This window comes from Klebsiella sp. F11, from assembly GCF_056712265.1.
Map to the genome: position 1 here is coordinate 4,922,482 of NZ_CM160060.1, position 21,434 is coordinate 4,943,915.

The following is a 21,434-nucleotide window of genomic DNA, read 5'->3' on the forward strand; positions in this document are numbered from 1 at the left end:
GTGTGACCGACGGTTGCGAGGAAGCCGGAACGCGTCTCACCTCATCGCAGCCTGCTGGATTCGTAACATAATGTCCTGGGTATCCGTCACCTCGGCAAATTCATAGGCCATAGCGCTCAGAGAGATACGCTGGACATCAGTTGCGCTCACCTCGCCAAACCCCATATCCGGATAGGGCATCGCCGCATTGGCATCGCTTAAAGCAATCATCTTATATTCGCGATGTACGCCATCACGAATGGTGGTTTCACAACAGACGTTGGTCACCGTGCCACAGACAATCAGGGTGTCGATATCCTTCATGCGTAAAATCGCATCCAGGTCGGTGTTGTGAAAACCGCTGTAAAACAGCTTATCCACCACGATGTCGCCGGGCCTGGGAGAGAGCGCATCGATGATGTCAACCGAGGGATTCTCGCGCCCCAGCAGCGCATTGACGTTAGGGTAGAGATCGCTCATCCGCCCGGTGTCACTGCCATCTCCCCGTACCACGTGCCGCAGATAGATCACCGGCATGTTGCATTTCCTCACCAGGCTACTGAGCGCCTGAATGTTTCCGATAATATTCGCCGTGTCCGGGACGTATAACCCTTCGCCCGCCACACAAAATACCTTTTGCATATCCACGACGATCAGCGCGGTGCGGGCAGGATTAATCTCCCATGTCACTTTTTTCATCATAAGAGTGTCTCCTCCTCAAACGCCGGCTTGCGTAAACCGCGTACGAATACATTGATAATAAGATTGAGGGAAATCAGCAGGATGATGCCAACAATCATCGGCTGTGCCACAATCCCCTTCAGCGAGGCGGGCAGTAAATCCAGTACCGCCGGCGGTAGATACATACTGCCCATTGAGAGGATGAAAGCGGGCGCGGCGACCGCCAGGTTGAGTTCATCCCAGTGAATACGCGCCATTATCTGCACCCCGCTCAGGGCGATAATGCCAAACAAAATGGAGGACGCGGCGGAAAGGACGGGTTCAGGCAACGATGCCAGCAATAGCCCTACTGGCGGTAGCAGGCCAATAAGTAACGACAAGACCCCGGCGGTCAGAGTGACAAAGCGGCTGGCTACGCCAGAAACCCGAATAATGCCAACATTCTCCGGGTACGACGTCGTACCCAGCCCGCCTGCCGCCGCACCAACGGCACAGCCGATAAACTCAGTAAATAATCCACGATTAATACGCTGCGTCGTCAGCGTTTGTCCGCCCCAATCGGCCAGCAGAGAATACATGCCCATCGCTTCCGCTGATGCTTGCAAAAAGGCCAGCATCATCAGCAAAACCACCGGTAGCGACACGCCGAATCCAAAGGCGAAGAAGCGGGGTAATGAGATAAATGGCGTGCTGGCGAGCTCAGGCAGATGCCACGCCGTCATGAGCTTAAATACGATCGCGCCGACGCAGATCCCCCACAGCAGTGCGCCGCGTTTTATCAGGTCATAGCGGCCAAACACCATGCAGCCAATAATGGTGAGGACCGTCACCAGCGCGGCGATAAAACTACTACCCAACGTCCCGCCGCTGGCGGTGCTAAACCAGCCAGCCGGACCAATGCTGGCAAGCTGCGCGCCGATAATAACCAGGAGACAGCCAAAAACGACAGGTGGTGAGATATAGCGAATCATCAGGCCAGTAATCCCCAGCCGTTTTAACGGGATGGAGAGCGCCGCGAAAATTAATGCCGCCACAAACATCGACCCGAAGGTGGTACCCAGCCCAACGCTATGCGCCGACCCCAGGACGGCGACCATAAAAGCGGCCGTCGGCCCCTGAACGACCGGAAGGCGCAGGAATCGGCTCGATTGCAAAATGGTGACAATGCCGGTAGTGAAAAAACAGGCCTGCACGATGGTGCCGGTCTGCTGGCTGGTAAGGTTGAGCGAGGCGCCAATGATCACCGGAAAGACCCAGATCCCGGTCAACGCCAGAAGATGCTGGAGCGCAAACATCAACGTGCGGGTGGGCGACACCTTGTCTTCGATTCCTACCGATAGTACTACCGATGTGTTGGGCATGTTGATACCTGTAAAAGAGGGAGTGCATTGAGTACGGTACATAATCACAGGCAATAACCGTGCCGCTTATCTGACGGTCAGCGACATGATATGCAATGCCTTGTTTTGCATTCGGCCCGCCGGGACTATGGGGAACGGCGCGCCAAAAAACGATTCTGAGCAGGCAGTCCCTGCTCAGTCCCCGTCGTTAAACGCCGATTTGATAGCTGTGCAGCCAGGAGAAGTGCTGTTGCAGGCTGTTGAGTACCGCATTACGCTCGGCGCGTTGCTGGCCATCCGGAAGGTGAAGGCAATCATTCAGCCGCCTCGAGGATTTTTGGATTTTTTCACCGCGCCCCTTGCGTTCCTGTTCATAGCGTTTGAGCCCGTCAGCAAGGGACGTCGTGGCGTCATCATTGAGAATATGCGCCAGCGCCACCGCATCCTCAAAAGAGGAGATCGCCCCCTGTCCGTGATGCGGCATCATGCCGTGAGCGGCATCACCAATCAGCACCGCGCGCCCTCGGTACCAGGAAGACATCGGGCTGACCTAGAACATTCCCCAGCGTTCTGCCAGATTAACGTGTTCCAGCAGTTGGCCGACGGCAGGATGCCAGCCGCTAAAATGGGCGCGGACTTCCTCCGCATCCGCCGGAACGCGCCATGACTCTTCCTGCCACTTTTCCGGCCCATCCATAAACACCACGATGGTCTGATAAGCGAAATCTTTACCCACGGGAAAATTCAGCACGTGCATACCGTTGCCCATCCAGTCGGTAAAGGAGTGTGGTTCCGGCAACAGATCCAGATCGGCAGTTTTCGCCAGGCCCCGAAACGCGCTATTGCCGGTGAACAGCGGAGACGCGTCGGGGCTAACATACTGCCGCACGACCGACTTAATACCGTCGGCCCCCACCACTAAATCGGCACTGTCCATCGACCCATCCGCCCAATGTAGGGTGATTTCATCATCCGCGTCTTCCAGGCGCACCAGCTGCTTATTCAGACGAATAGTCTGTTTACCGATCACATCGAGTAATGCTGACTGAAGATGAGTGCGGAACGCCCCGTAATAGGGGTAGCCATACTCATTCCGATACCAGTTTTCCCTCGCCAACGCTTGAGCGCCGGCTACGCTACCGTCTTCATTTCTGAAAAACGCCATCTCCGTTTCACAGGATCTTTCCGCCATCTGCGCAGCAATGCCCATCTCTTCAAACAGGCGCGTGCCATTAGCCCATAAAGAGATTCCCGCCCCCAGTTCAGCCAGTTCACTGGCCTGTTCGTACACGGTCACCTCGTGTTGACTGTTTCGCATTACCGAAGCGAAAGCCAGACCACCCATGCCCGCACCTACGACTGCAATTCTCGCCATTTCGCTTCTCCTTATTCCTGGCCAGGATAGGTCAGATAACTCATCCCGGTGATCCACTCAGGTACTGATTCATAGGCGACATAATCGGGGCGGGCTCCTTTCATTGCGCCCATTAACGCCACCCAGTTGAGCGCGTCATGGCCCCCGTGACCGCCACGCTCTTCCACTTCGTCGTAGGTCAGCGCGCGCATGTAGTCGACATCGCCAGCTTCGAAACGCTCCAGCATTTCACGGTCCCACTCTTCGTTGACCAGCGGATGGCTATTACCTAGCGGCCACTCCATTTTGCTCATCATTTCAATTTCATACTGTGCGAAATCGGTATAAAGCGTCGGATCATTAATCAGCGCCTCTTTGCCAATGGTCTGGTAGACCTTCATGCGCTGCAGCAGCTCATCGCTTTCCGGGGCCCCTTCCGTCCAGACCGGAGGCCAGTGCGACAGTCCCCCGGTGGCGAGAAAGTGCACGCGGTACTCATCCGGTAAGGTGTCGATGATTTCACGTACTTTTGTACCGAGATCGTAGGCACGTGAATAGGGCATCAGCGGCGGAGAGAAGACGTTGATATATACAGGTACGACCGGGATATTAAATTCCGGATTAATAAATACCAGCGGCATCATCAGGTTGTTACCATATTCTATCGCGCCCATCCGTGTCGCTTCGAAACCGCCGTGAATAAGTTTCTCCAGTAACCGTTGCGCAATATCCGCATTGCTGGCGATGCTGTGCTGTTTATCAAACTTCAGCGCCTCCATCATATATTCCGCGGGACCAATATTCGCCTCGCTAATGGGGATGCCGAGTGTCGGCATTAAGTTACGGAAATTATTCTCAAAGTGATCGTCCAAAAAAGCGATGATCAAATTGGGCTTAGTTTCATCGATACACTGTTTTAACCTGGCATGAATTTCCGCCAACCGTTGACGCTGTTCGGGGGAAGGAGCATCGGCCCAGCCTAATGCCCCCGGAACGTGAGACATACTGATTGCACTGACTATCTTAGCCATAAGAACCTCATTCTTTTATATCAAATTATGGTATTGGTTAATTGCCCAATCTCATCCATAGAAACCGTTACGCTATCACCAGGAGCAAGGTAACGAGGCGGAGTAAATCCGAGCCCCACGCCTGCTGGAGTACCGGTGGCAATAACATCTCCCGGTAGCAGGGTAATATTCTGACCAATAGTTTTAATTAATCGTGGGATATCAAAAATCAGATCTGAAACAGGTGCCTGCTGGCGCAGTTCGCCATTCACATAACAGGAGATGGTTTGATTTGAGGGGGCGCCAAACTCATCGGCGGTGACCAGAACCGGCCCCATCGGACAGAAACCATCAATGCCTTTACCCAACAGCCACTGACTGTGCTGTTTCTGCAAATGGCGAGAGGTGACGTCGTTCACCAGGGTATAACCGAAGACGAAAGTCATGGGATCCTCATCCTGGGTAACCCGTCCCCTTTTCCCCAACACCACCGCCAGCTCGGCTTCATAATCAATGGTGTGGTACGGATCAAGCGTGCTGTCGATGGCGTCGCCGGGGCCGCAGATGGAGGTGCAGGGCTTACTAAAAATGATAGGATGAGCCGGTACGTTACCCGCCGCCGCGCTGGAGTCATAGCCGCTGTTAGCGAACTCCTCCGCGTGCGCATAATAGTTTTTGCCGACACAGAAAATATTGCGCCGCGTCATCGGGATCGGCGCCAACAGGCGTACGGCGTCAATTGCCACCTCATTTTCGCCGGCATCTTCACAGCATAATCTTAAATGGCTCTCGACCTCGGCAAAACGCTCGATAAGCACATTCATATCATTCGTTTTTACAATATCGCTGACGTCAATAATGTTACCAGCGTGATTAATGACACCAATTCTCGTGTTGTTTGAGTAGACATAAGTGACCAGCTTCATAATTAACCTTTCCTGCAGAACTGACATTAATCGCGTGAACGGGCAACGGCTTCCACTTCAATCAGGAACTCCTCTTTCACCAGGCGGTCAACCACCAGCAGGGTATTAGGAGCATAATCAGAAGTCGCAAATAGGCTGGGGAAAAGTTTTGCCCGATTTTTCATGAAACTATCTATGTGCTGTGACGCCACCAGATAGGTATTGAATTTAACGACATCATTAAAATCGCAATTAACGGCAGTGAGCACGTCAGCGAGATTTTTAAATACCTGGGCGAATTGCGCATCAAAGTCACCGTTACCAACCACGCTGCCGTCATAGCCGACCGAGAGCTGCCCGGAGATATAATAGAGATCGCCGGCACGAACTTTTGTCAAATTAGAGTAAAGCCCCTGGGCCGGGCTGGTATTTTCAGGATTGATATACTTAACGTTTGCAGACACAACAACACTCCTTATAGCAGGATAAATAATGGCAAGCATGCCCTATGTATTGCGAATAAATATTGGCGATAAAAATTAATACGATTCCCGACGACGAAAGCGGTCAAGAACCACCGCCAGAATAATGACCACGCCTACGGCAAGCGTCTGGTAATATGCCGACACGCCGACCATGTTCATTACGTTGGATAACAGGGTCAGAACCACCACGCCGGTAATTACCTGGCGCAGATTTCCGGCTCCGCCGGTCAGAGCGACACCGCCTAGTACCACGGCCGCCAGCGATTGCAGGGTCAAATTCGCCGCCGCAATCGGCTGTGCGGAACTGGTCCAGGCGGTGAGGATAATGGCGCCGATACCGGCGCAAAATCCGCTGACCATATAAACCAGCACCGTATTCAGGCGAACATTAATACCAGATTTCGACGCGGCAGAGACGTTAGAGCCCATGGCGTAAACGTAACGGCCAAACAGGGTATATTTCAGCAGCACGCCAATAGCCACGGTGAGCGCGACGGCGATCCACACCATCACCGGCACTCCCAGCAGCGTGCCGTAGCCGACCGCGTCAATATAAGCTGCGGGAACATCGTAGATAGGCACTCCGCCGGAAAGGATCAGCGCAAACGCCTGAGCAACCGAGAGCATACCCAGCGTGATAACCAGCGGCGAAGTATTAAAAAAGGAGATCAGCATGCCGGACACCGCGCCGGTGAGAGCGCCCACCAGCAGCATCACCAGCAGCCCGGCGGGAATACCGGCATGGTTCATCACCATCACCCCGGCCACTCCCGCCAGCGACATAGCAGAAGAGAGGGAAAGATCGAGCCCTCCCCGAATAACCGCCACCGCCTGCCCCAGAGAAAGGATTAATAGCGGCGCGAGCTGGCAGGCCAGGTTAATGCCGTTACTCACCGATAAAAACCGGGGTTGAATAATCCCGGTCACAATTGCAACGACAACCACCAACAACGGCAGCATCCAGTCAGACAGCGAGAACTGGCGTCTGATCGCTGGCTTCTGCGAGGCTACCAGGCTGACATCTCTGCTTGTATTCATCACATCCACTCCTGCTTCAGGCTAACACTTGATTGACTGGGGTCGTCATCGGATGTTTCTTGCCCCACCACATCGGCAATAATTGATGCTTTATCGTGCTCATCCGGCATGCGATACGTGTTCACCACGCTGCCGTGAAACAGGGTCCAGACCGTGTCGCATAGGGACATGGTTTCGCCTAAATCACTGGAGAGCAGGATTACCGAAACACCGCTGGCCGCCAATGTCCGAATACGTTGATGGATTTCATATTTGGCATCGATATCCACGCCTGCGGTCGGTTCCTCCAGCACCAGCACTTTCTTTGCGCTCGCCATTGCCCGCGCCAGCAATACCTTTTGCTGATTACCGCCGCTCAGGCTGGTCAGTAAATCGTGCTTGTCCGCAAACTTAACGCCACAATCCTTAATGCTGTTGTTGCGTGATAAACCAGAGCGTCCGAAGCGGGAGCATAAAGGCAAAATCGCGGTAGCGGAAAGCGATATGCGCTGGTGTTCAGACGGCTTCGAGTTCGGTTGTGACAACGGCGAGAAGCTTCGGGTGACGTTCGCACTGGACTGTTGCGACCGGGAGGCCATAGACTGGGCAGCGAGCACGGGAGGCTACAACAGTTCAACGGTACAGGATGTGATGCTGAGGTCAGTGGAAAGGCGCTTCGGTAGCACGCTGCCGGGTAAACCAGTGCAGTGGCTGACAGATAACGGTTCAGCGTACACCGCGCATGAAACGAAGAAGTTCGCGCGAGAACTGAATCTGGAGCCGTGTACAACAGCGGTGAGCAGCCCACAAAGTAACGGCATGGCCGAACGGTTCGTGAAAACGATGAAGGAAGAGCCTGTACATAGATTTGTGTAATTGCCTGATTTTGATATGTTCAATCCAACATCAAAAACAGGTTAATTTATGGACGAAAAACAGTTGCAGGCTCTGGCTAATGAACTGGCCAAAAATCTCAAAACCCCTGACGATCTCAACCAGTTCGATCGCCTGCTCAAAAAAATCAGTGTTGAGGCGGCGCTCAACGCCGAAATGACCCATCACCTCGGCTACGATAAACATCAGCCCAAACCGGCGACCAACGCCCGCAACGGCTATACCCAAAAGACAGTTATCACTGGCGATGGCCCGCTGGAGCTGCGTACACCGCGCGATCGCGATGGCTCTTTCGAACCGCAACTGGTAAAGAAAAACCAGACCCGGATCACCGGGATGGATAACCAAATTTTATCGTTGTACGCCAAAGGGATGACCACCCGTGAGATCGCCGCCGCGTTCAAAGAGCTGTATGACGCGGATGTCTCACCGGCCCTGGTCTCAAAGGTCACCGATGCTGTCATTGAGCAGGTTGTCGAATGGCAAAATCGTCCACTGGATGCAGTCTATCCCATTGTTTATCTTGACTGTATCGTCCTGAAAGTCCGGCAGGACAGCCGCGTTATCAACAAATCTGTGTTCCTGGCACTGGGTATCAATATCGAAGGCCAGAAAGAACTGCTGGGTATGTGGCTGGCCGAAAATGAGGGTGCGAAGTTCTGGCTTAATGTGCTGACAGAGCTGAAAAACCGTGGTCTGAACGATATCCTCATCGCCTGTGTTGACGGGCTGAAAGGCTTCCCCGACGCCATCAACGCGGTGTATCCGGAAGCCCGCATTCAGCTGTGTATCGTGCATATGGTGCGCAACAGCCTGCGGTTCGTCTCCTGGAAGGACTACAAAGCAGTGACCCGTGACCTGAAAGCCATCTATCAGGCTGCCACGGAAGAGGCCGGCTTGCAGGCTTTGGAAGCGTTCTCCAGTGCCTGGGACAGCCGCTACCCGCAGATAAGCCGGAGCTGGCAGGCAAACTGGACCAACCTGACGACGTTCTTCGCTTACCCGGCAGACATCCGCAAGGTGATCTACACGACCAACGCCATCGAGTCGCTGAACAGCGTGATCCGGCATGCAATCAAGAAACGGAAGGTATTCCCGACAGACGACGCGGTGAAAAAGGTGGTGTGGCTGGCAATCCAGGCGGCATCACAGAAATGGACGATGCCGCTGAGGGACTGGCGTATGGCAATGAGCCGCTTTATTATCGAGTTCGGTGACCGTCTGGACGGTCACTTCTGAGAAAAGGCATTTACACAGAATCATGTACAGGGTCTCACCCGCACAGTGCGCTGGGATATCACTCTCCGAGAGAGTACCGGCGGCAGCGGGCATCGTTAACTTAAGATACAAAAGCTGTCCGGAGATGGCGGGTCAAGATCACAAGATAGTCAGCCCACCATTGCACCATCAAACGCCGTTCATCCAAATGCTCGGAGGTATGAATATATGCAGCACGTACATTATTCCGCTCTGAATGGCTTAACTGACGTTCTATAGCGTCATCGCTCCATAACCCCGACTCCCCCAACGCACCGCGCGCCATCGTCCTAAACCCATGTCCGCAGACCTCGGTTTTCGTGTCATAGCCCATCGCACGCAATGCGCTGTTTACCGTGTTTTCACTCATAACCTTAGTTGCGTCATGATCCCCCGGAAAAAGTAACTCTTTATCACCACTAATCTGCTTAAGCTGCTCTAACAAAATCATCGCCTGCCGACTAAGCGGAACGATATGTTCCTCTTTCATCTTCATGCCACGGTACGAGTAACGCACGCCTTTAATTTCTTCTCGTTTTGCAGGTACGCGCCAAAGATATTTATCGAAGTCGAATTCATCCCAACGCGCGAAACGTAACTCACTGGAACGCACAAAAGTTAGTAAAGAAAGTTCGACAGCGATCCGTGTCATTACACGGCCACGATATGCAGCAAGACGAGCGAGAAACTCAGGGAAGTGGTTAGAAGGTAAAGCAGGATAGTGTCTTGCTTTGGTTGTTGATAAAGCACCAGCCATATCACTGGCCGGGTTAGAGTCGATGTAATCGTTCTGGACGGCATAACGCATAATGGCCGTGACACGCTGCTGAAGAAGCTGCGCGACGTCATGCTTGCCACTGGCATCAACCTTTTTAATCGGGGCTAACAGGTGACTGGTTTTGAGCTGGCGAATGTCGGACGAACCGATATGAGGGAAGATATAAAGCTCAAAATAGCGAAGAACTCGCGCTCTATGGTCTTCACTCCAGCGCTTGTTACTGGCATGCCATTCACGAGCGATAGTTTCGAAAGTGTATGCCCCCGAATTCTCAGCCTGAGCTTCTTTCTGTTCGGCTTTCGGATCAATGCCCTGCACTAACAGCTTTTTGGCTTCATCGCGCTTTGCTCTTGCCTGAGCAAGTGTCACTGTTGTCCAAACACCAAAGGCGATCCTCTTTTTTGTCAGAGGAGCGTCTGTATTTCATGCGCCAGTATTTAGACCCCTTAGCCGAAACTTCGAGATACAAACCGCCACCATCGGCCATTTTGTAAGTTTTGTCTTTGGGCTTTGTGGTCTCGACTTGGCGGGCGTTGAGCTTCATTTTGGGGGCACATTTTCAATCGAAGTGTAGATGCCCCCAATGACATCCGGATTTCAACGGACAACCTCGGACGACTCAGGACGTAAAAATCGCTGCAATAATTGATTTTTAAGGGATAATTGGACTTTCTCGGATGGTCTTGGAAGTGCTAATGGTGCCGAAGGCCGGACTCGAACCGGCACGTATTTCTACGGTTGATTTTGAATCAACTGCGTCTACCGATTTCGCCACTCCGGCACAGAAGGGATACGGAAACGTTGTGGATTATACCTGTCGATGGCCGCCATGCAAGCAACAGCATGTGCAAGCTGCGCTAAGTGTCGAAAAAAACAACACAAAGGAATCACGGGGCCGTACGGGCCACGTTTTTCCCCCTTCCCCCTCCATTTCCCATAACCGTAAACACAAAACGCCCCGCCCCCTTTCGCCAACGCCATCGGCCCCCAACAGATACCGTTGCTCCCTATCTCCCGCCACCGAAATCCCCTCACGACGCTTCGCTGAAAGACCTCATACCCCGGAAACGATTCATTCAGCGTTCACACTTTTCTCAATCCATTCTCACTTCATCCCCTTTCTCCCCCTTATCTCTCCCAACGCCGATAAACATTCCCGGCGCGGCGGCGCAGCCGGGCCCTGCGAACTCCTTTTTAGACATCCCCGCCCGCCCCGCGATATGCCTGTTAATCCCAGGAGCTCACGCAGCAGAAAGCACGCCGTTCCCTCTTCTTAGGGCAGGCATCCACCCCCCCAATGCTCTACACTTCCTTCTTATCTCCGCCAAACCAAGGAAACCGTCATGAGCACAATTAAAAGCTACGCCGCCAAAGAAGCGGGCGCCGATCTGTCGCTGTGGGAATACGACGCCGGCGAACTCCGACCGGAAGATGTCGAAGTCCAGGTGGAGTACTGCGGCATCTGCCACTCGGACCTGTCGATGATCGACAACGAATGGGGCGTGTCGAGCTATCCTCTGGTTGCCGGCCACGAGGTGATTGGCCGCGTGGCGGCGCTGGGTAGCGCAGCGCAGAATAAGGGGCTGAAGATCGGCCAGAAGGTCGGCATCGGCTGGACGGCGCGCAGCTGCGGGCACTGCGACGCCTGTATCAGCGGCCACCAGATCAAATGTCTGGAAGGCTCGGTGCCAACCATCAGCAACCGCGGCGGCTTCGCCGATAAGCTGCGCGCCGACTGGCAGTGGGTGATCCCGCTGCCGGAAAGTATCGATATCGCATCCGCCGGCCCGATGCTCTGCGGCGGGATTACGGTGTTTAAACCGCTGCTGATGCACAACGTCACCGCCACCAGCCGCGTCGGCGTCATCGGTATCGGCGGCCTCGGCCATATCGCCATTAAGCTGCTGCGGGCGATGGGCGCGGAGGTTACCGCCTTCAGCTCCAACCCGGCGAAAGAGCAGGAAGTGCTGGCGATGGGCGCCGATCGGGTGGTCAACAGCCGCGATCCTGAAGCCTTAAAAGCGCTGGCCGGCCAGTTTGACCTGATCATTAACACCGTGGCGGTAGATCTGGAATGGCAGCCGTACTTCGAAGCTCTGGCCTACAGCGGCAAATTCCATACCGTCGGCGCGGTGATGAAGCCGTTCCCGGTGCCCGCCTTTACCCTGATCCGCGGCGACCTCAGCATCTCCGGTTCGGCCACCGGCAACCCATCCGAACTGCGCACGCTGATGAAGTTCGCCGGGCGCAGCAAGGTCGCGCCGATCACCGAGCAGTTTCCGATGTCGCAAATCAACGCCGCGCTCAAGCACGTCCGCGAGGGCAAAGCCCGCTATCGGGTGGTGCTGAAAGCCGACTTTTGATGATATCCGTCGCATGCGTCTTGCCTGAGCGCAAATGATTCAGGCCATGCGCTAACCTTCCCGCCGGGCGGCCCGTCTGTCCGGCTGCGGTTCCCTTCCGTTCATTAAATAGTCATCTCTCCGCCATATTTTTGCAGTCAAAGCTTCTCACAATCCGTGCTTCGATAATGCCCGATTGAGACGTCGCCGTTATGAGAAAAAGCTGGCTCCCCTGGCTGATACTGTCGCCTTCGCTGCTGTTTTTACTGCTCTTTACCTGGTTCCCGCTGGGGCGCTCGGTCTACGACAGCCTGTTCGATACCCGGATGGTCAGCGACGGCGCGCAGTTCGTCGGCCTCGATAACTTCACCCGCCTGTTCGCCGATGGCGTCTTCTGGCAATCGCTGGTCAATAACCTGCTCTATATCCTGCTAACGGTGGTACCGGGCGTGACCCTCGCCCTGCTGCTGGCGGTGGCGCTGAGCGAAAACCACCGCCTCAACCGCTGGCTGCACACCGCCTTCTTCTTCCCGATGATTATCCCGATGGTCAGCGCCGCCGCGCTGTGGCTGTTTATATTTATGCCCGGCCTCGGCCTGCTCGACCACTATCTGGCGAAAATCTTCGGGCCCATGAACAACAACTGGCTGGGGCGCAGCAACACCGCCCTGCTGGCGCTGGCGCTGATCGGGGTGTGGAAGTTCGCCGGCTACTACATGCTGTTTTTCCTCGCCGGCCTACAGAGCATCCCCGCCTCGACCCGCGAAGCGGCGATTATGGAAGGCGCCACCCGCCGCCAGGTGTTCTTTAAGGTCACCCTGCCGCTGCTGCGCCCGACCCTGAGCTTCGTCATCACCACGGCGCTGATCTACTCCATCACCCAGATTGACCACGTGGCGGTGATGACCCGCGGCGGGCCGGACAACGCCACCACCGTGCTGCTCTACTACATCCAGAACCTGGCGTGGGATACCCACGACTTCGGCAAAGCCTCCGCCGCCACCTTCCTGACGCTGGCCGGGCTGTTCGCCTTCTCGCTGCTTAACCTCAAACTGCTGGAGAGAGGAGCCCACCATGAGCGCTGAAATCTCGCCGCTGGCCGTGCGCTCGCCGGGCGCATCGCGTCCGCTGTGGCTACGCCTGCGCCGTTCGCAGCCCTTTACCCTCAGCGTGCTGATGTGCTGCCTGGCGCTGCTGTGGGTCAGCCCGTTTATCTGGATGCTGGCGACCTCGTTCAGCGCCACTACCTTCGGTGAGGATATGGCCTCGCTGCTGCCCCGGCTGCCGCTGACCCTCGATAACTTCCGCGACGCCTGGGCCAGCGCCGACTGGCTGAGCCTCTACGCCAACACCCTTATCTTCGCCTTCGGCACCTTCGGCGTGCAGCTGCTGACCATCACCACCGCCGGCTACGTCTTCGCCTGCCACGAGTTCCGCGGCAAGCAGACCCTGTTCCTGCTGTTTTTAGTGCAGTTGATGATCATGCCGGTAGTGATGATGGTGCCGAACATGCTGACCCTGAAAACCTTCGGCCTGCTCAACACCCTCACCGGGGTGATGATGCCCTACTTCACCTCGGCGTTCGGCGTGTTCCTGATGCGCCAGGCGTTCCTCGCCATCCCCAAGGAGCTGGAGGAAGCCGCGCTGATGGAGGGCTGTCGATGGTGGCAGGTGCTGTTCCGCGTGCTGCTGCCGATGTCCTGGCCGTCGGTGCTGGCCTTCGCCACCGTCAGCATTACCTACCACTGGAACGAATACCTGTGGCCGCTAATGATGCTCAACGATCCCGATAAGCAAGTGCTGACCGTGGGGCTGGTCTCCTTCGCCATGGGCGCCGAATCCGGCGGCCAGTGGGGCACCATCGGCGCCGGGACGCTGATGGTCTGCCTGCCGCTGATGCTGGCGTTCATCCTTTTCCAGAAACAGTTCCTGCGAAGCTTCGGCTTCTCCGGGATCAAATAAGGAGTTATTGATGCTGTTAGCGCAAATTTCCGATACCCACTTCCGCAGCCGCGGCCAGAAGCTGTACGGCTTTATCGACGTTAATGCCGCCAACGCCGAAGTGGTATCCCGGCTCAACGCCCTGCAGGAGCGTCCGGACGCGGTGGTAGTCAGCGGTGATATCGTCAACTGCGGCCGCCCGGAGGAGTACGAGGCGGCTCGCCAGATCCTCGGCGGCCTGAACTACCCGCTGTATCTGATTCCCGGCAACCACGACGATAAAGAGCTGTTTCTCGAATACCTGCATCCGCTGTGCCCGCTGCTCGGCAGCGACCCGCAGAACATGCGCTACGCGGTGGACGATTTCGCTACCCGCCTGCTGTTTATCGACTCCAGCCGCGCCGGCACCTCCAGCGGCTGGCTGACCGACGAGACCATTAAATGGCTGGAAGCCCAGCTGTTCGACGGCGGCGATAAGCCGACGACGGTGTTTATGCACCACCCGCCGCTGCCGCTGGGCAACGCCCAGATGGACCCCATCGCCTGTGAAAACGGCTATCGCCTGCTGGCGCTGGTGGAGCGTTTCCCGTCGCTGACGCGCATCTTCTGCGGGCATAACCACAGCCTGACGATGACCCAGTATCGCCAGGCGATTATCTCCACCGTGCCGGGAACCGTCCATCAGGTGCCCTATTTCCACGAAGATACCCGCCCGTACTACGACCTGTCGCCGGCCTCCTGCCTGATGCACCGCCAGGTGGGTGAGCAGTGGGTGAGCTACCAGCACTCGCTGGCGCACTATGCCGGGCCGTGGCTGTATGACGAAAACATCAGCTGCCCGACGCAAGAGCGCTAATCACGATGCTGAGTCTGCAAAATATCACCAAAAGCTTCGACGGCAAGCCGGCCCTCAGCGCCCTGTCGCTGGATATTCACGAAGGCGAGTTCGTGGTGCTGGTCGGCCCCTCCGGCTGCGGTAAAAGCACCCTGCTGCGCCTGCTGGCCGGGCTCGATCGGGTTAGCGACGGTGAAATCTGGCTGCATGAGCAGAACATCACCGATATGTCGCCGCGCGAGCGCAATTTCGCGATGATCTTCCAGAACTACGCCCTGTTCCCGCATCTGTCGGTGCGCGACAACATCACCTTCGGCATGAAGGTGCGCAAAGAGGAGAAGGCCAGCTGGCAGCCGCGGGTCGATAAAGTCGCGCAGATGCTGCAGCTCGACGCCCTGCTGGATCGCAAACCGGCGAAGCTCTCCGGCGGCCAGCGCCAGCGGGTGGCGATGGCCCGCGCCATCGTGCGCAATCCGCGGCTGTTCCTGATGGATGAGCCACTCTCCAACCTCGACGCCCGTCTGCGCAGCGAGGTGCGCGACAGCATTATGGACCTCCACCAGCAGTTGAAAACCAGCACCGTGTACGTCACCCACGACCAGACCGAGGCGATGTCGATGGCGGACCGCATCGTGGTGATGAACGCCGGCCACGTGCAGCAGGTCGGGCGTCCGGAGCACCTCTACGCCCACCCGGCCAACCTGTTCGTCGCCGGGTTTATCGGCTCCCCGGCGATGAACCTGCTGTCGCTGCCCTGCGCCGACGGCGAGGTACGGCTCGGCGAGCTGAGTCATCCGCTGCCGCCGCGCTATCGCGACGAATCCCGCGTCTGGGTAGGCATTCGCCCGGAACATATCAGCGATCATGTGGAGGAGGGCCATCTGCGCCTGCCCGCCACCGTGCTGCAACGAGAACTGATGGGAGCCGACTATCTGCTCCACGTCAGCACCCCCATCGGCACCCTGCGCTTTAGCCGCCGCCATCGCGGCGCGGTGCCGGAGAAAGGCGATTCGCTGATCCTCGGCTTTTCGCCCGGGGATATTCATCTTTTTCATGCTGAGCAACAGCACAATTTAGCGCCCGCTCATCAGGCGTTTACTCCAGGAGATTGACCATGCTTAAAACTCTTACAGCGGTCGGGCTTTCGCTCGCGCTGAGCGGCGCGGCGCTGGCGCAAGAGAAGATCGATTTCATGTTCCCGGCGCCGGTAGACGGCAAGCTGACCATGGAGATGACCCGCGTCATCAAAGCCTTTAACGACTCGCAGCAGGACGTGGAGGTGCGCGGGATCTTTACCGGCAACTACGACACCACCAAGATCAAAGCCGAGTCGGCGCAGAAGGCCGGGCAGCCGCCGGCGCTGGTGATTATGTCCGCCAACTTCACCACCGACCTCGCGCTCAAGGATGAGATCCTGCCGATGGACGAGCTGTTTAAATACGGCGACCAGAAGGCCGGGGATTTCCTGGTCAAAGAGTTCTGGCCGGCGATGCACAAGAACGCCCAGGTGATGGGCACCACCTACGCCATTCCGTTCCATAACTCGACGCCGATCCTCTACTACAACAAAACCCTGTTCGAGCGGGCCGGGATCAAACAGCCGCCGCAGACCTGGGCCGAGCTGCTGGCGGATGCCAAAAAGCTGACCGACGCGAGCAAAGGCCAGTGGGGCATTATGCTGCCGTCCACCAACGACGACTACGGCGGCTGGATCTTCTCGGCGCTGGTGCGCGCCAACGGCGGGAAATACTTTAACGAAGACTATCCTGGCGAGGTGTATTACAACGCCCCGACCACCATCGGCGCCCTGCGCTTCTGGCAGAACCTGGTGTATCAGGACAAGGTGATGCCCTCCGGCGTATTGAACTCGAAGCAGATCAGCGCCTCGTTCTTCTCCGGCAAGGTCGGGATGGCGATGCTGAGCACCGGCGCGCTGGGCTTTATGCGCGAAAACAGCAAAGACTTCGAGCTCGGCGTGGCGATGCTGCCGGCCAAAGAGCAGCGCGCGGTGCCGATCGGCGGCGCCAGCCTGGTGAGCTTTAAAGGCATTTCCGACGAGCAGAAAAAAGCGGCGTATCAGTTCCTCACTTACCTCGTCAGCCCGCAGGTCAACGGCGCGTGGAGCCGCTTTACCGGCTACTTCTCCCCGCGTAAAGCCGCCTACGATACGCCGGAAATGAAGGCCTATCTGCAGCAGGACCCGCGCGCGGCCATCGCCCTGGAACAGCTGCAATATGCCCATCCGTGGTACTCCACCTGGGAAACCGTCGCCGTACGTAAGGCGATGGAAAACCAGCTGGCGGCGGTAGTTAACGATGCGAAAGTCACCCCGGAAGCGGCGGCCCAGGCCGCGCAGAAAGAGGCCGATGCGCTGATGAAGCCGTACGTGGATAAAACCGCCCTCGCAGAGATAAAGTAAGCCCCCGCCTCGTCGCCCCGCGCCGAGCGGGGCGACGGGACATTTTCACCCCAGCCGTTTGATTTTTCAGCGTAAAAAAGGTATTTTTTCACCCTCTCCCCGCGCGAATGGTCGTACATAATGCCTATTATTCAGTCTGTTGAACGTGCCTTGACGATCCTCGATCTGTTTAACGACCAGGCGAAGGAGCTCAAAATCACCGACATCAGCAAGCAAATGGGCCTGAGCAAAAGCACGCTCCATTCGCTGCTCAAAACCCTGCAGCTGCACGGCTATATCGATCAGAACCCGGAAAACGGCAAATACCGCCTCGGCATGAAGCTGGTGGAGCGCGGCCACTTTGTGGTGGGCTCAATGGATATCCGTCAAAAAGCGAAAAGCTGGCTGACGGAGCTATCCCGGCATACCGGGCAGACGACCCATCTCGGTATTCTCGACGGCCGCGAAGGGGTCTATATAGAAAAGATCGAAGGCCGGCTCGCCGCCATCGCCTACTCGCGCATTGGCCGCCGCCTGCCGGTGCACGCCACCGCCATCGGCAAGGTGCTGATTGCCTGGCTGAGCGACGCGGAGCTGAATACCCTGCTCGAAGGCTATCAGTACACGCCCTTCACGCCCACGACCATCACCTCCCGCGAGGCGCTGCTGGCAATACTCGCGCAAACCCGCGCCCAGGGCTACGCGCTGGATAGCGAAGAGAACGAACAGGGCGTGCGCTGCGTGGCGGTACCGGTGTGGAATCATGAATCGCGGGTGATTGCCGCGCTGAGCCTCTCCACCCTCACTTCGCGGGTGGATGATGACGAGCTCGCCCGCTTCCGGCTGCAGCTGGAAGAGGCCGGGCACCAGCTGTCAAAAGCGCTGGGCTACCCGGCCTGATGGCTACTCTGCTACCGGCAGGTAGCGGAAGTAGTCAAAATCAGCGTAGCAGCCGTCGCCGCTGATATCCTCGCAGTGCAGGCCGACGAACGCCCCGGTAAAGAACCCGCGGCCGCCGATATAGTCGTCCGACAGCTTCCACGCCGCGTAGTCGATCGGCACCCGGTGCCAGTTCTCGCCGTCAAACGAATAGCTATAGCGGTACACCAGATGGTCAACGTCCACCCGCAACCACACGCTCTGCGCCTCGTCCGGCACCGGGATCGGCTGGTCGTGCAGCGGCCAGGAAGGGACGTTGTGGTCGAGCTGCAGCACCTTCAGCGTTCGGCCCCATCCCTCTTCGAAGTCGACAAAACAGTAGCTCCAGTTTTTAGTGTTGTAATAGCAGGTTAAACCGGCGCTCTGCTGGAAGTTCTCCGGCGCAAACTCCATCCGCGTTTCAGCGCGGAAGGCAAAGTGCTGCCAGCGCCGCGCCACCGTGGACTGGGTAAAGGTGGAGTTAAGCGAATCGTTGCCGTACAGGCGCAGATAGCCCGGCCGGGCGCTGAGGGAGCCGAGCGTCTCATCAAAGGGAATGCGCAGGGTTTGCAGCTCCGGGTCGAGGGCCGCGCCGTCGAACTCGTCGCACCATGCTGGCTCTGCCGGCGCCTGGCTTTCCGCCATCTGCGGCCCCGGTACCGTCTGCGCCGCGTGCTTACCGCCCTCGATGACCGGCCAGCCGTCGCGCCAGGCGACGGGCGTAATGCCGGTTTCCCGCCCCAGCGAGCAGTAGCCGCGCCCGCCGGACGCCAGCAGCGGCACGCCGGGCAGGCGCTGCGGGCGGCTGACGAGGTAGGCCATATACCACTCGCCGGTATGCGTCTCCAGCAGCGAACCGTGGCCGCTTTTCTGCAGCGGGTTCTCCGGCAGGTGCCAGCTGCTCATCAGCGTCACCTCCGGAGAGAGCTCGTAGGGCCCGTCGATATTTTTCGCCCGCAGCACCACCACCGCGTGCTCGTAGCCGGTACCACCCTCCGCCACCAGCAGGTAGTACCAGCCGTCTTTGTGGTACAGGTGCGCCCCTTCGGTATAGCGCAGGTCGGTGCCGGTAAACAGGGTTTTGCGCGTCTTCGCCAGGGTTTGCGTCTGCGGGAAATACTCCTGCAGGACGATGGTACAGTGCGGATCGCTGTGGTGGCGCGGCCCCCACGGGCGATAGATGTAGTATTTGCGGCCGTCGCTATCGTGAAACAGCGACGGGTCAAAGCCGCCGTTACCCATCGCAATCGGCTCGCTCCACGGGCCTTCGACAGAAGGGGCAGTTACCAGATAGTTGCGGCCGTTTTTCCACGGCGAGTCGACAATTTTGACATCGGTATACAGCAGCCAGAACAGGCCGTCGGCGTAGGTCAGGCACGGCGCCCAGATGCCGCCGGAGTCAGGATTGCCTTTCATATCCAGCATCGACACGCGATCCAGCGGCGTGCTGACCAGCGACCAGTTTTTCAGATCCCGCGAGTGGTATATGCGTACCCCCGGAAACCACTCAAAGGTGGAGGTGGCGATGTAGTAATCCTCGCCCTGTCGGCACAGCGACGGGTCGGGGTTGAAGCCGGTCAAAATCGGGTTAGTAATCGTGTACATAGTGCCTCCCTTTTAATTAGATGCTGCGGCCGCGGCGCCGGGAACGTCTTCACTCTGCGCCGCGCGATGCTTACGTAACTGCTGGCTGATGGCCTCAACGCGCTCATCACTCAGCTTGTAGAGCGAGAGCATGATGAACATGCCGACGTAGAGCACCACCGGCACCACGCAGAACAGGATTTTAATGGTGGTGAGCACTTCCACCGGCTGCACGCTGCTGCTGGCGGAGTAGTTCACAAAGGCGAGAACCCAGCCCACCACCGCGCCGCCGATCGCCAGGCCAATCTTCAGGCTGAACAGATAGGTGGAGAACACCAGCCCATCGAGACGGCGGCCGCTGCGGCTCTCTTCGTAATCCACCACGTCGGAGGCCATCAGCCACTGCAGCGGCGTGGTGGTGTTAAAGATGAACAGGAAAACGATGTTGAGCGCGAAAATCAGCCCAATATGCTCGGCAGGGATAAAGAACAGCAGCAGGCTTAACAGCGAATAGATGACGATAATCCCTTTAAAGGCCTTCACCCGATCGAAGCGCCCCAGCAGGCGCGACGAGGCCAGCGAGCCGAACATGGTGGCGATGCTGCCGTACAGCAGAAACTGCATCGCCATCTCCGGGTGATCCATCACGTATTTGACGAAGTAGAGCGTCGCCCCGCCGCGCACCACGTTGGAACAGGTCGCCATCATTTTGAAGGTGCACATGATCCGCCACTGGGTATTGCCGAACAGCAGCCGCAGATCTTTCATCACCGAAGCGCCCGGCTGCACCTCAAAGGTGTAGCGCTCTTTGGTGGTAAAGAAGCAGACGTACAGCAGCGCCACGCCGGTCAGCCCCAGCACGCACATCGCGCCAAAGTAGCCCACCTGCTCGTTGCCCTTACCGATGATCCCCACCAGCGGCAGCGCGATACCGCTGATCGCCAGCGATCCGGCGGCGAGGAAAAAGCGCCACGACTGCAGCGTGTGGCGCTCTTTTGGATCGGCGGTGATCACCCCCGGCATCGCGCAGTAGGGCACGTTGACGAAGGTGTATACCAGCGTCAGCAGGATATAGGTGATGCTGGCATAGATGATTTTACCCTGCGCGGAGAAGTCCGGCGTGTAGAAGGTGAGCATGCAGACGAGGCCAAACGGGATCGCCCCCCATAGCAGGAACGGGCGGAACTGACCGTAGCGGGTGCGGGTGCGATCCACCAGCAGCCCCATCAGCGGATCGGTAACGGCATCCAGCACGCGCGAAATTAAGAACAGCGTGCCCATCACCCCGGCGGAAAGCCCAAAGACGTCGGTATAGAAATAGGCCAGCAGGAACATCGTCGCCTGCCAGACAAAGCCGCAGGCGGTGTCGCCCAGCCCGTAGCCAATTTTATCTTTCATGGTTAATTGCATATTTATCCCCAACCCCAGAGAGTGGAATGATGCAAACGTCAGGGGCCTGAAGAGGGCAAAAAAATACCCGCAGCGTCGTCAGGAAAACACCCGTGATGCGTGTGCCTAATTCACGTTATCGTGTTAATGGAGTGTAATTAGCTGCTCGTTTTTACAACAATGACCATTTTTAATTTATGAATTATGTTTTTTTGTTTTTGTGATTACGGTCGATATAAAGATGAAACTGAAAAATATTTTTAGCTTTTATTTTTAATGACTTATTGAATGATAAAATTGTCAAAAAATAGCCTTTTTAAGGAAACT

General features: G+C 57.0%; 17 protein-coding genes, 1 tRNA gene and 4 pseudogenes. 9 read left to right on the forward strand and 13 right to left on the reverse strand.

What is annotated here, in order from left to right; translation table 11 throughout:
• Nucleotides 1–36 precede the first annotated feature (36 nt).
• The 9 genes and pseudogenes from AC1M2H_RS24195 to AC1M2H_RS24235 form a co-directional block, all read right to left on the reverse strand.
• A complete protein-coding gene (locus AC1M2H_RS24195) occupies nucleotides 37–681 on the reverse strand; it encodes a cysteine hydrolase family protein (protein ID WP_480149377.1) in 645 nt (214 codons plus the stop codon).
• Nucleotides 678–2,021 (reverse strand): uracil-xanthine permease family protein, encoded by a 1,344-nt coding sequence (locus tag AC1M2H_RS24200; RefSeq protein WP_480149378.1) that lies wholly within the window; start codon nucleotides 2,019–2,021, stop codon nucleotides 678–680. The genes AC1M2H_RS24195 and AC1M2H_RS24200 overlap by 4 nt, the downstream gene beginning before the upstream one ends.
• 187 nt (nucleotides 2,022–2,208) lie before the next feature.
• A pseudogene (locus tag AC1M2H_RS24205) lies at nucleotides 2,209–3,375 on the reverse strand (FAD-dependent oxidoreductase).
• Between the two features lie 11 nt (nucleotides 3,376–3,386).
• Complete coding sequence (locus AC1M2H_RS24210) at nucleotides 3,387–4,385, reverse strand: DODA-type extradiol aromatic ring-opening family dioxygenase (protein ID WP_480149379.1); 999 nt, start codon at nucleotides 4,383–4,385, stop codon at nucleotides 3,387–3,389.
• Nucleotides 4,386–4,405: 20 nt separating this feature from the next.
• Entirely contained in the window at nucleotides 4,406–5,290 is an 885-nt protein-coding gene (locus AC1M2H_RS24215) for a fumarylacetoacetate hydrolase family protein (protein ID WP_480149380.1), read from the reverse strand.
• Nucleotides 5,291–5,316: 26 nt separating this feature from the next.
• On the reverse strand, nucleotides 5,317–5,733 hold the full coding sequence (locus AC1M2H_RS24220; protein WP_480149381.1) for a RidA family protein: 417 nt from the start codon (nucleotides 5,731–5,733) through the stop codon (nucleotides 5,317–5,319).
• A 75-nt stretch (nucleotides 5,734–5,808) separates the two neighbouring features.
• Nucleotides 5,809–6,792: an ABC transporter permease gene (locus AC1M2H_RS24225; RefSeq protein WP_426813269.1), complete on the reverse strand. Its 984-nt coding sequence runs from the start codon at nucleotides 6,790–6,792 to the stop codon at nucleotides 5,809–5,811.
• On the reverse strand, nucleotides 6,792–7,109 hold the full coding sequence (locus AC1M2H_RS24230) for a P-loop NTPase family protein (protein ID WP_480152066.1): 318 nt from the start codon (nucleotides 7,107–7,109) through the stop codon (nucleotides 6,792–6,794). The genes AC1M2H_RS24225 and AC1M2H_RS24230 overlap by 1 nt, the downstream gene beginning before the upstream one ends.
• A 6-nt stretch (nucleotides 7,110–7,115) precedes the next feature.
• Nucleotides 7,116–7,253 (reverse strand): annotated as a pseudogene (locus AC1M2H_RS24235) (hypothetical protein); the annotation flags it as partial.
• On the opposite strand from AC1M2H_RS24235, the pseudogene AC1M2H_RS24240 reads away from it, so the two are divergent.
• Nucleotides 7,201–7,626 (forward strand): annotated as a pseudogene (locus AC1M2H_RS24240) (DDE-type integrase/transposase/recombinase); the annotation flags it as partial. The pseudogenes AC1M2H_RS24235 and AC1M2H_RS24240 sit on opposite strands and share 53 nt — an antisense overlap.
• Nucleotides 7,627–7,695: 69 nt before the next feature.
• Nucleotides 7,696–8,904, forward strand: coding sequence for an IS256 family transposase (locus AC1M2H_RS24245; RefSeq protein WP_480149382.1), 1,209 nt, complete (start codon nucleotides 7,696–7,698; stop codon nucleotides 8,902–8,904).
• 100 nt (nucleotides 8,905–9,004) lie between these two features.
• Here the strand turns inward: AC1M2H_RS24245 and AC1M2H_RS24250 are convergent.
• A pseudogene (locus tag AC1M2H_RS24250) lies at nucleotides 9,005–10,244 on the reverse strand (tyrosine-type recombinase/integrase).
• Between the two features lie 152 nt (nucleotides 10,245–10,396).
• Nucleotides 10,397–10,481: transfer RNA gene (locus AC1M2H_RS24255), tRNA-Leu, on the reverse strand.
• 562 nt (nucleotides 10,482–11,043) lie between these two features.
• Here AC1M2H_RS24255 and ahr point away from each other — a divergent pair.
• The 7 genes from ahr to AC1M2H_RS24290 all read left to right on the forward strand — a co-directional run bounded on the left by ahr (nucleotide 11,044) and on the right by AC1M2H_RS24290 (nucleotide 18,116).
• Complete coding sequence (gene ahr, locus AC1M2H_RS24260; protein WP_480149383.1) at nucleotides 11,044–12,063, forward strand: NADPH-dependent aldehyde reductase Ahr; 1,020 nt, start codon at nucleotides 11,044–11,046, stop codon at nucleotides 12,061–12,063.
• A gap of 191 nt (nucleotides 12,064–12,254) precedes the next feature.
• Nucleotides 12,255–13,127 (forward strand): carbohydrate ABC transporter permease, encoded by an 873-nt coding sequence (locus AC1M2H_RS24265; protein WP_480149384.1) that lies wholly within the window; start codon nucleotides 12,255–12,257, stop codon nucleotides 13,125–13,127.
• On the forward strand, nucleotides 13,117–14,004 hold the full coding sequence (locus tag AC1M2H_RS24270; protein ID WP_283826207.1) for a carbohydrate ABC transporter permease: 888 nt from the start codon (nucleotides 13,117–13,119) through the stop codon (nucleotides 14,002–14,004). The genes AC1M2H_RS24265 and AC1M2H_RS24270 overlap by 11 nt, the downstream gene beginning before the upstream one ends.
• A gap of 10 nt (nucleotides 14,005–14,014) precedes the next feature.
• Complete coding sequence (locus AC1M2H_RS24275) at nucleotides 14,015–14,839, forward strand: phosphodiesterase (protein WP_480149385.1); 825 nt, start codon at nucleotides 14,015–14,017, stop codon at nucleotides 14,837–14,839.
• A gap of 5 nt (nucleotides 14,840–14,844) precedes the next feature.
• A complete protein-coding gene (locus AC1M2H_RS24280; protein WP_480149386.1) occupies nucleotides 14,845–15,930 on the forward strand; it encodes an ABC transporter ATP-binding protein in 1,086 nt (361 codons plus the stop codon).
• A 2-nt stretch (nucleotides 15,931–15,932) separates the two neighbouring features.
• The gene (locus AC1M2H_RS24285) at nucleotides 15,933–17,237 is read left to right on the forward strand and encodes an ABC transporter substrate-binding protein (RefSeq protein WP_480149387.1); all 1,305 of its coding nucleotides are present in this window, start codon (nucleotides 15,933–15,935) and stop codon (nucleotides 17,235–17,237) included.
• Nucleotides 17,238–17,357: 120 nt separating this feature from the next.
• Complete coding sequence (locus tag AC1M2H_RS24290) at nucleotides 17,358–18,116, forward strand: IclR family transcriptional regulator (RefSeq protein WP_480149388.1); 759 nt, start codon at nucleotides 17,358–17,360, stop codon at nucleotides 18,114–18,116.
• A gap of 3 nt (nucleotides 18,117–18,119) precedes the next feature.
• On the opposite strand, the gene AC1M2H_RS24295 is transcribed toward AC1M2H_RS24290, so the two are convergent.
• Both AC1M2H_RS24295 and AC1M2H_RS24300 read right to left on the reverse strand, forming a co-directional pair.
• Nucleotides 18,120–19,739: a glycoside hydrolase family 43 protein gene (locus AC1M2H_RS24295; protein WP_480149389.1), complete on the reverse strand. Its 1,620-nt coding sequence runs from the start codon at nucleotides 19,737–19,739 to the stop codon at nucleotides 18,120–18,122.
• Nucleotides 19,740–19,751: 12 nt separating this feature from the next.
• A complete protein-coding gene (locus tag AC1M2H_RS24300; protein ID WP_480149390.1) occupies nucleotides 19,752–21,128 on the reverse strand; it encodes a glycoside-pentoside-hexuronide (GPH):cation symporter in 1,377 nt (458 codons plus the stop codon).
• Between the last annotated feature and the right edge of the window lie 306 nt (nucleotides 21,129–21,434).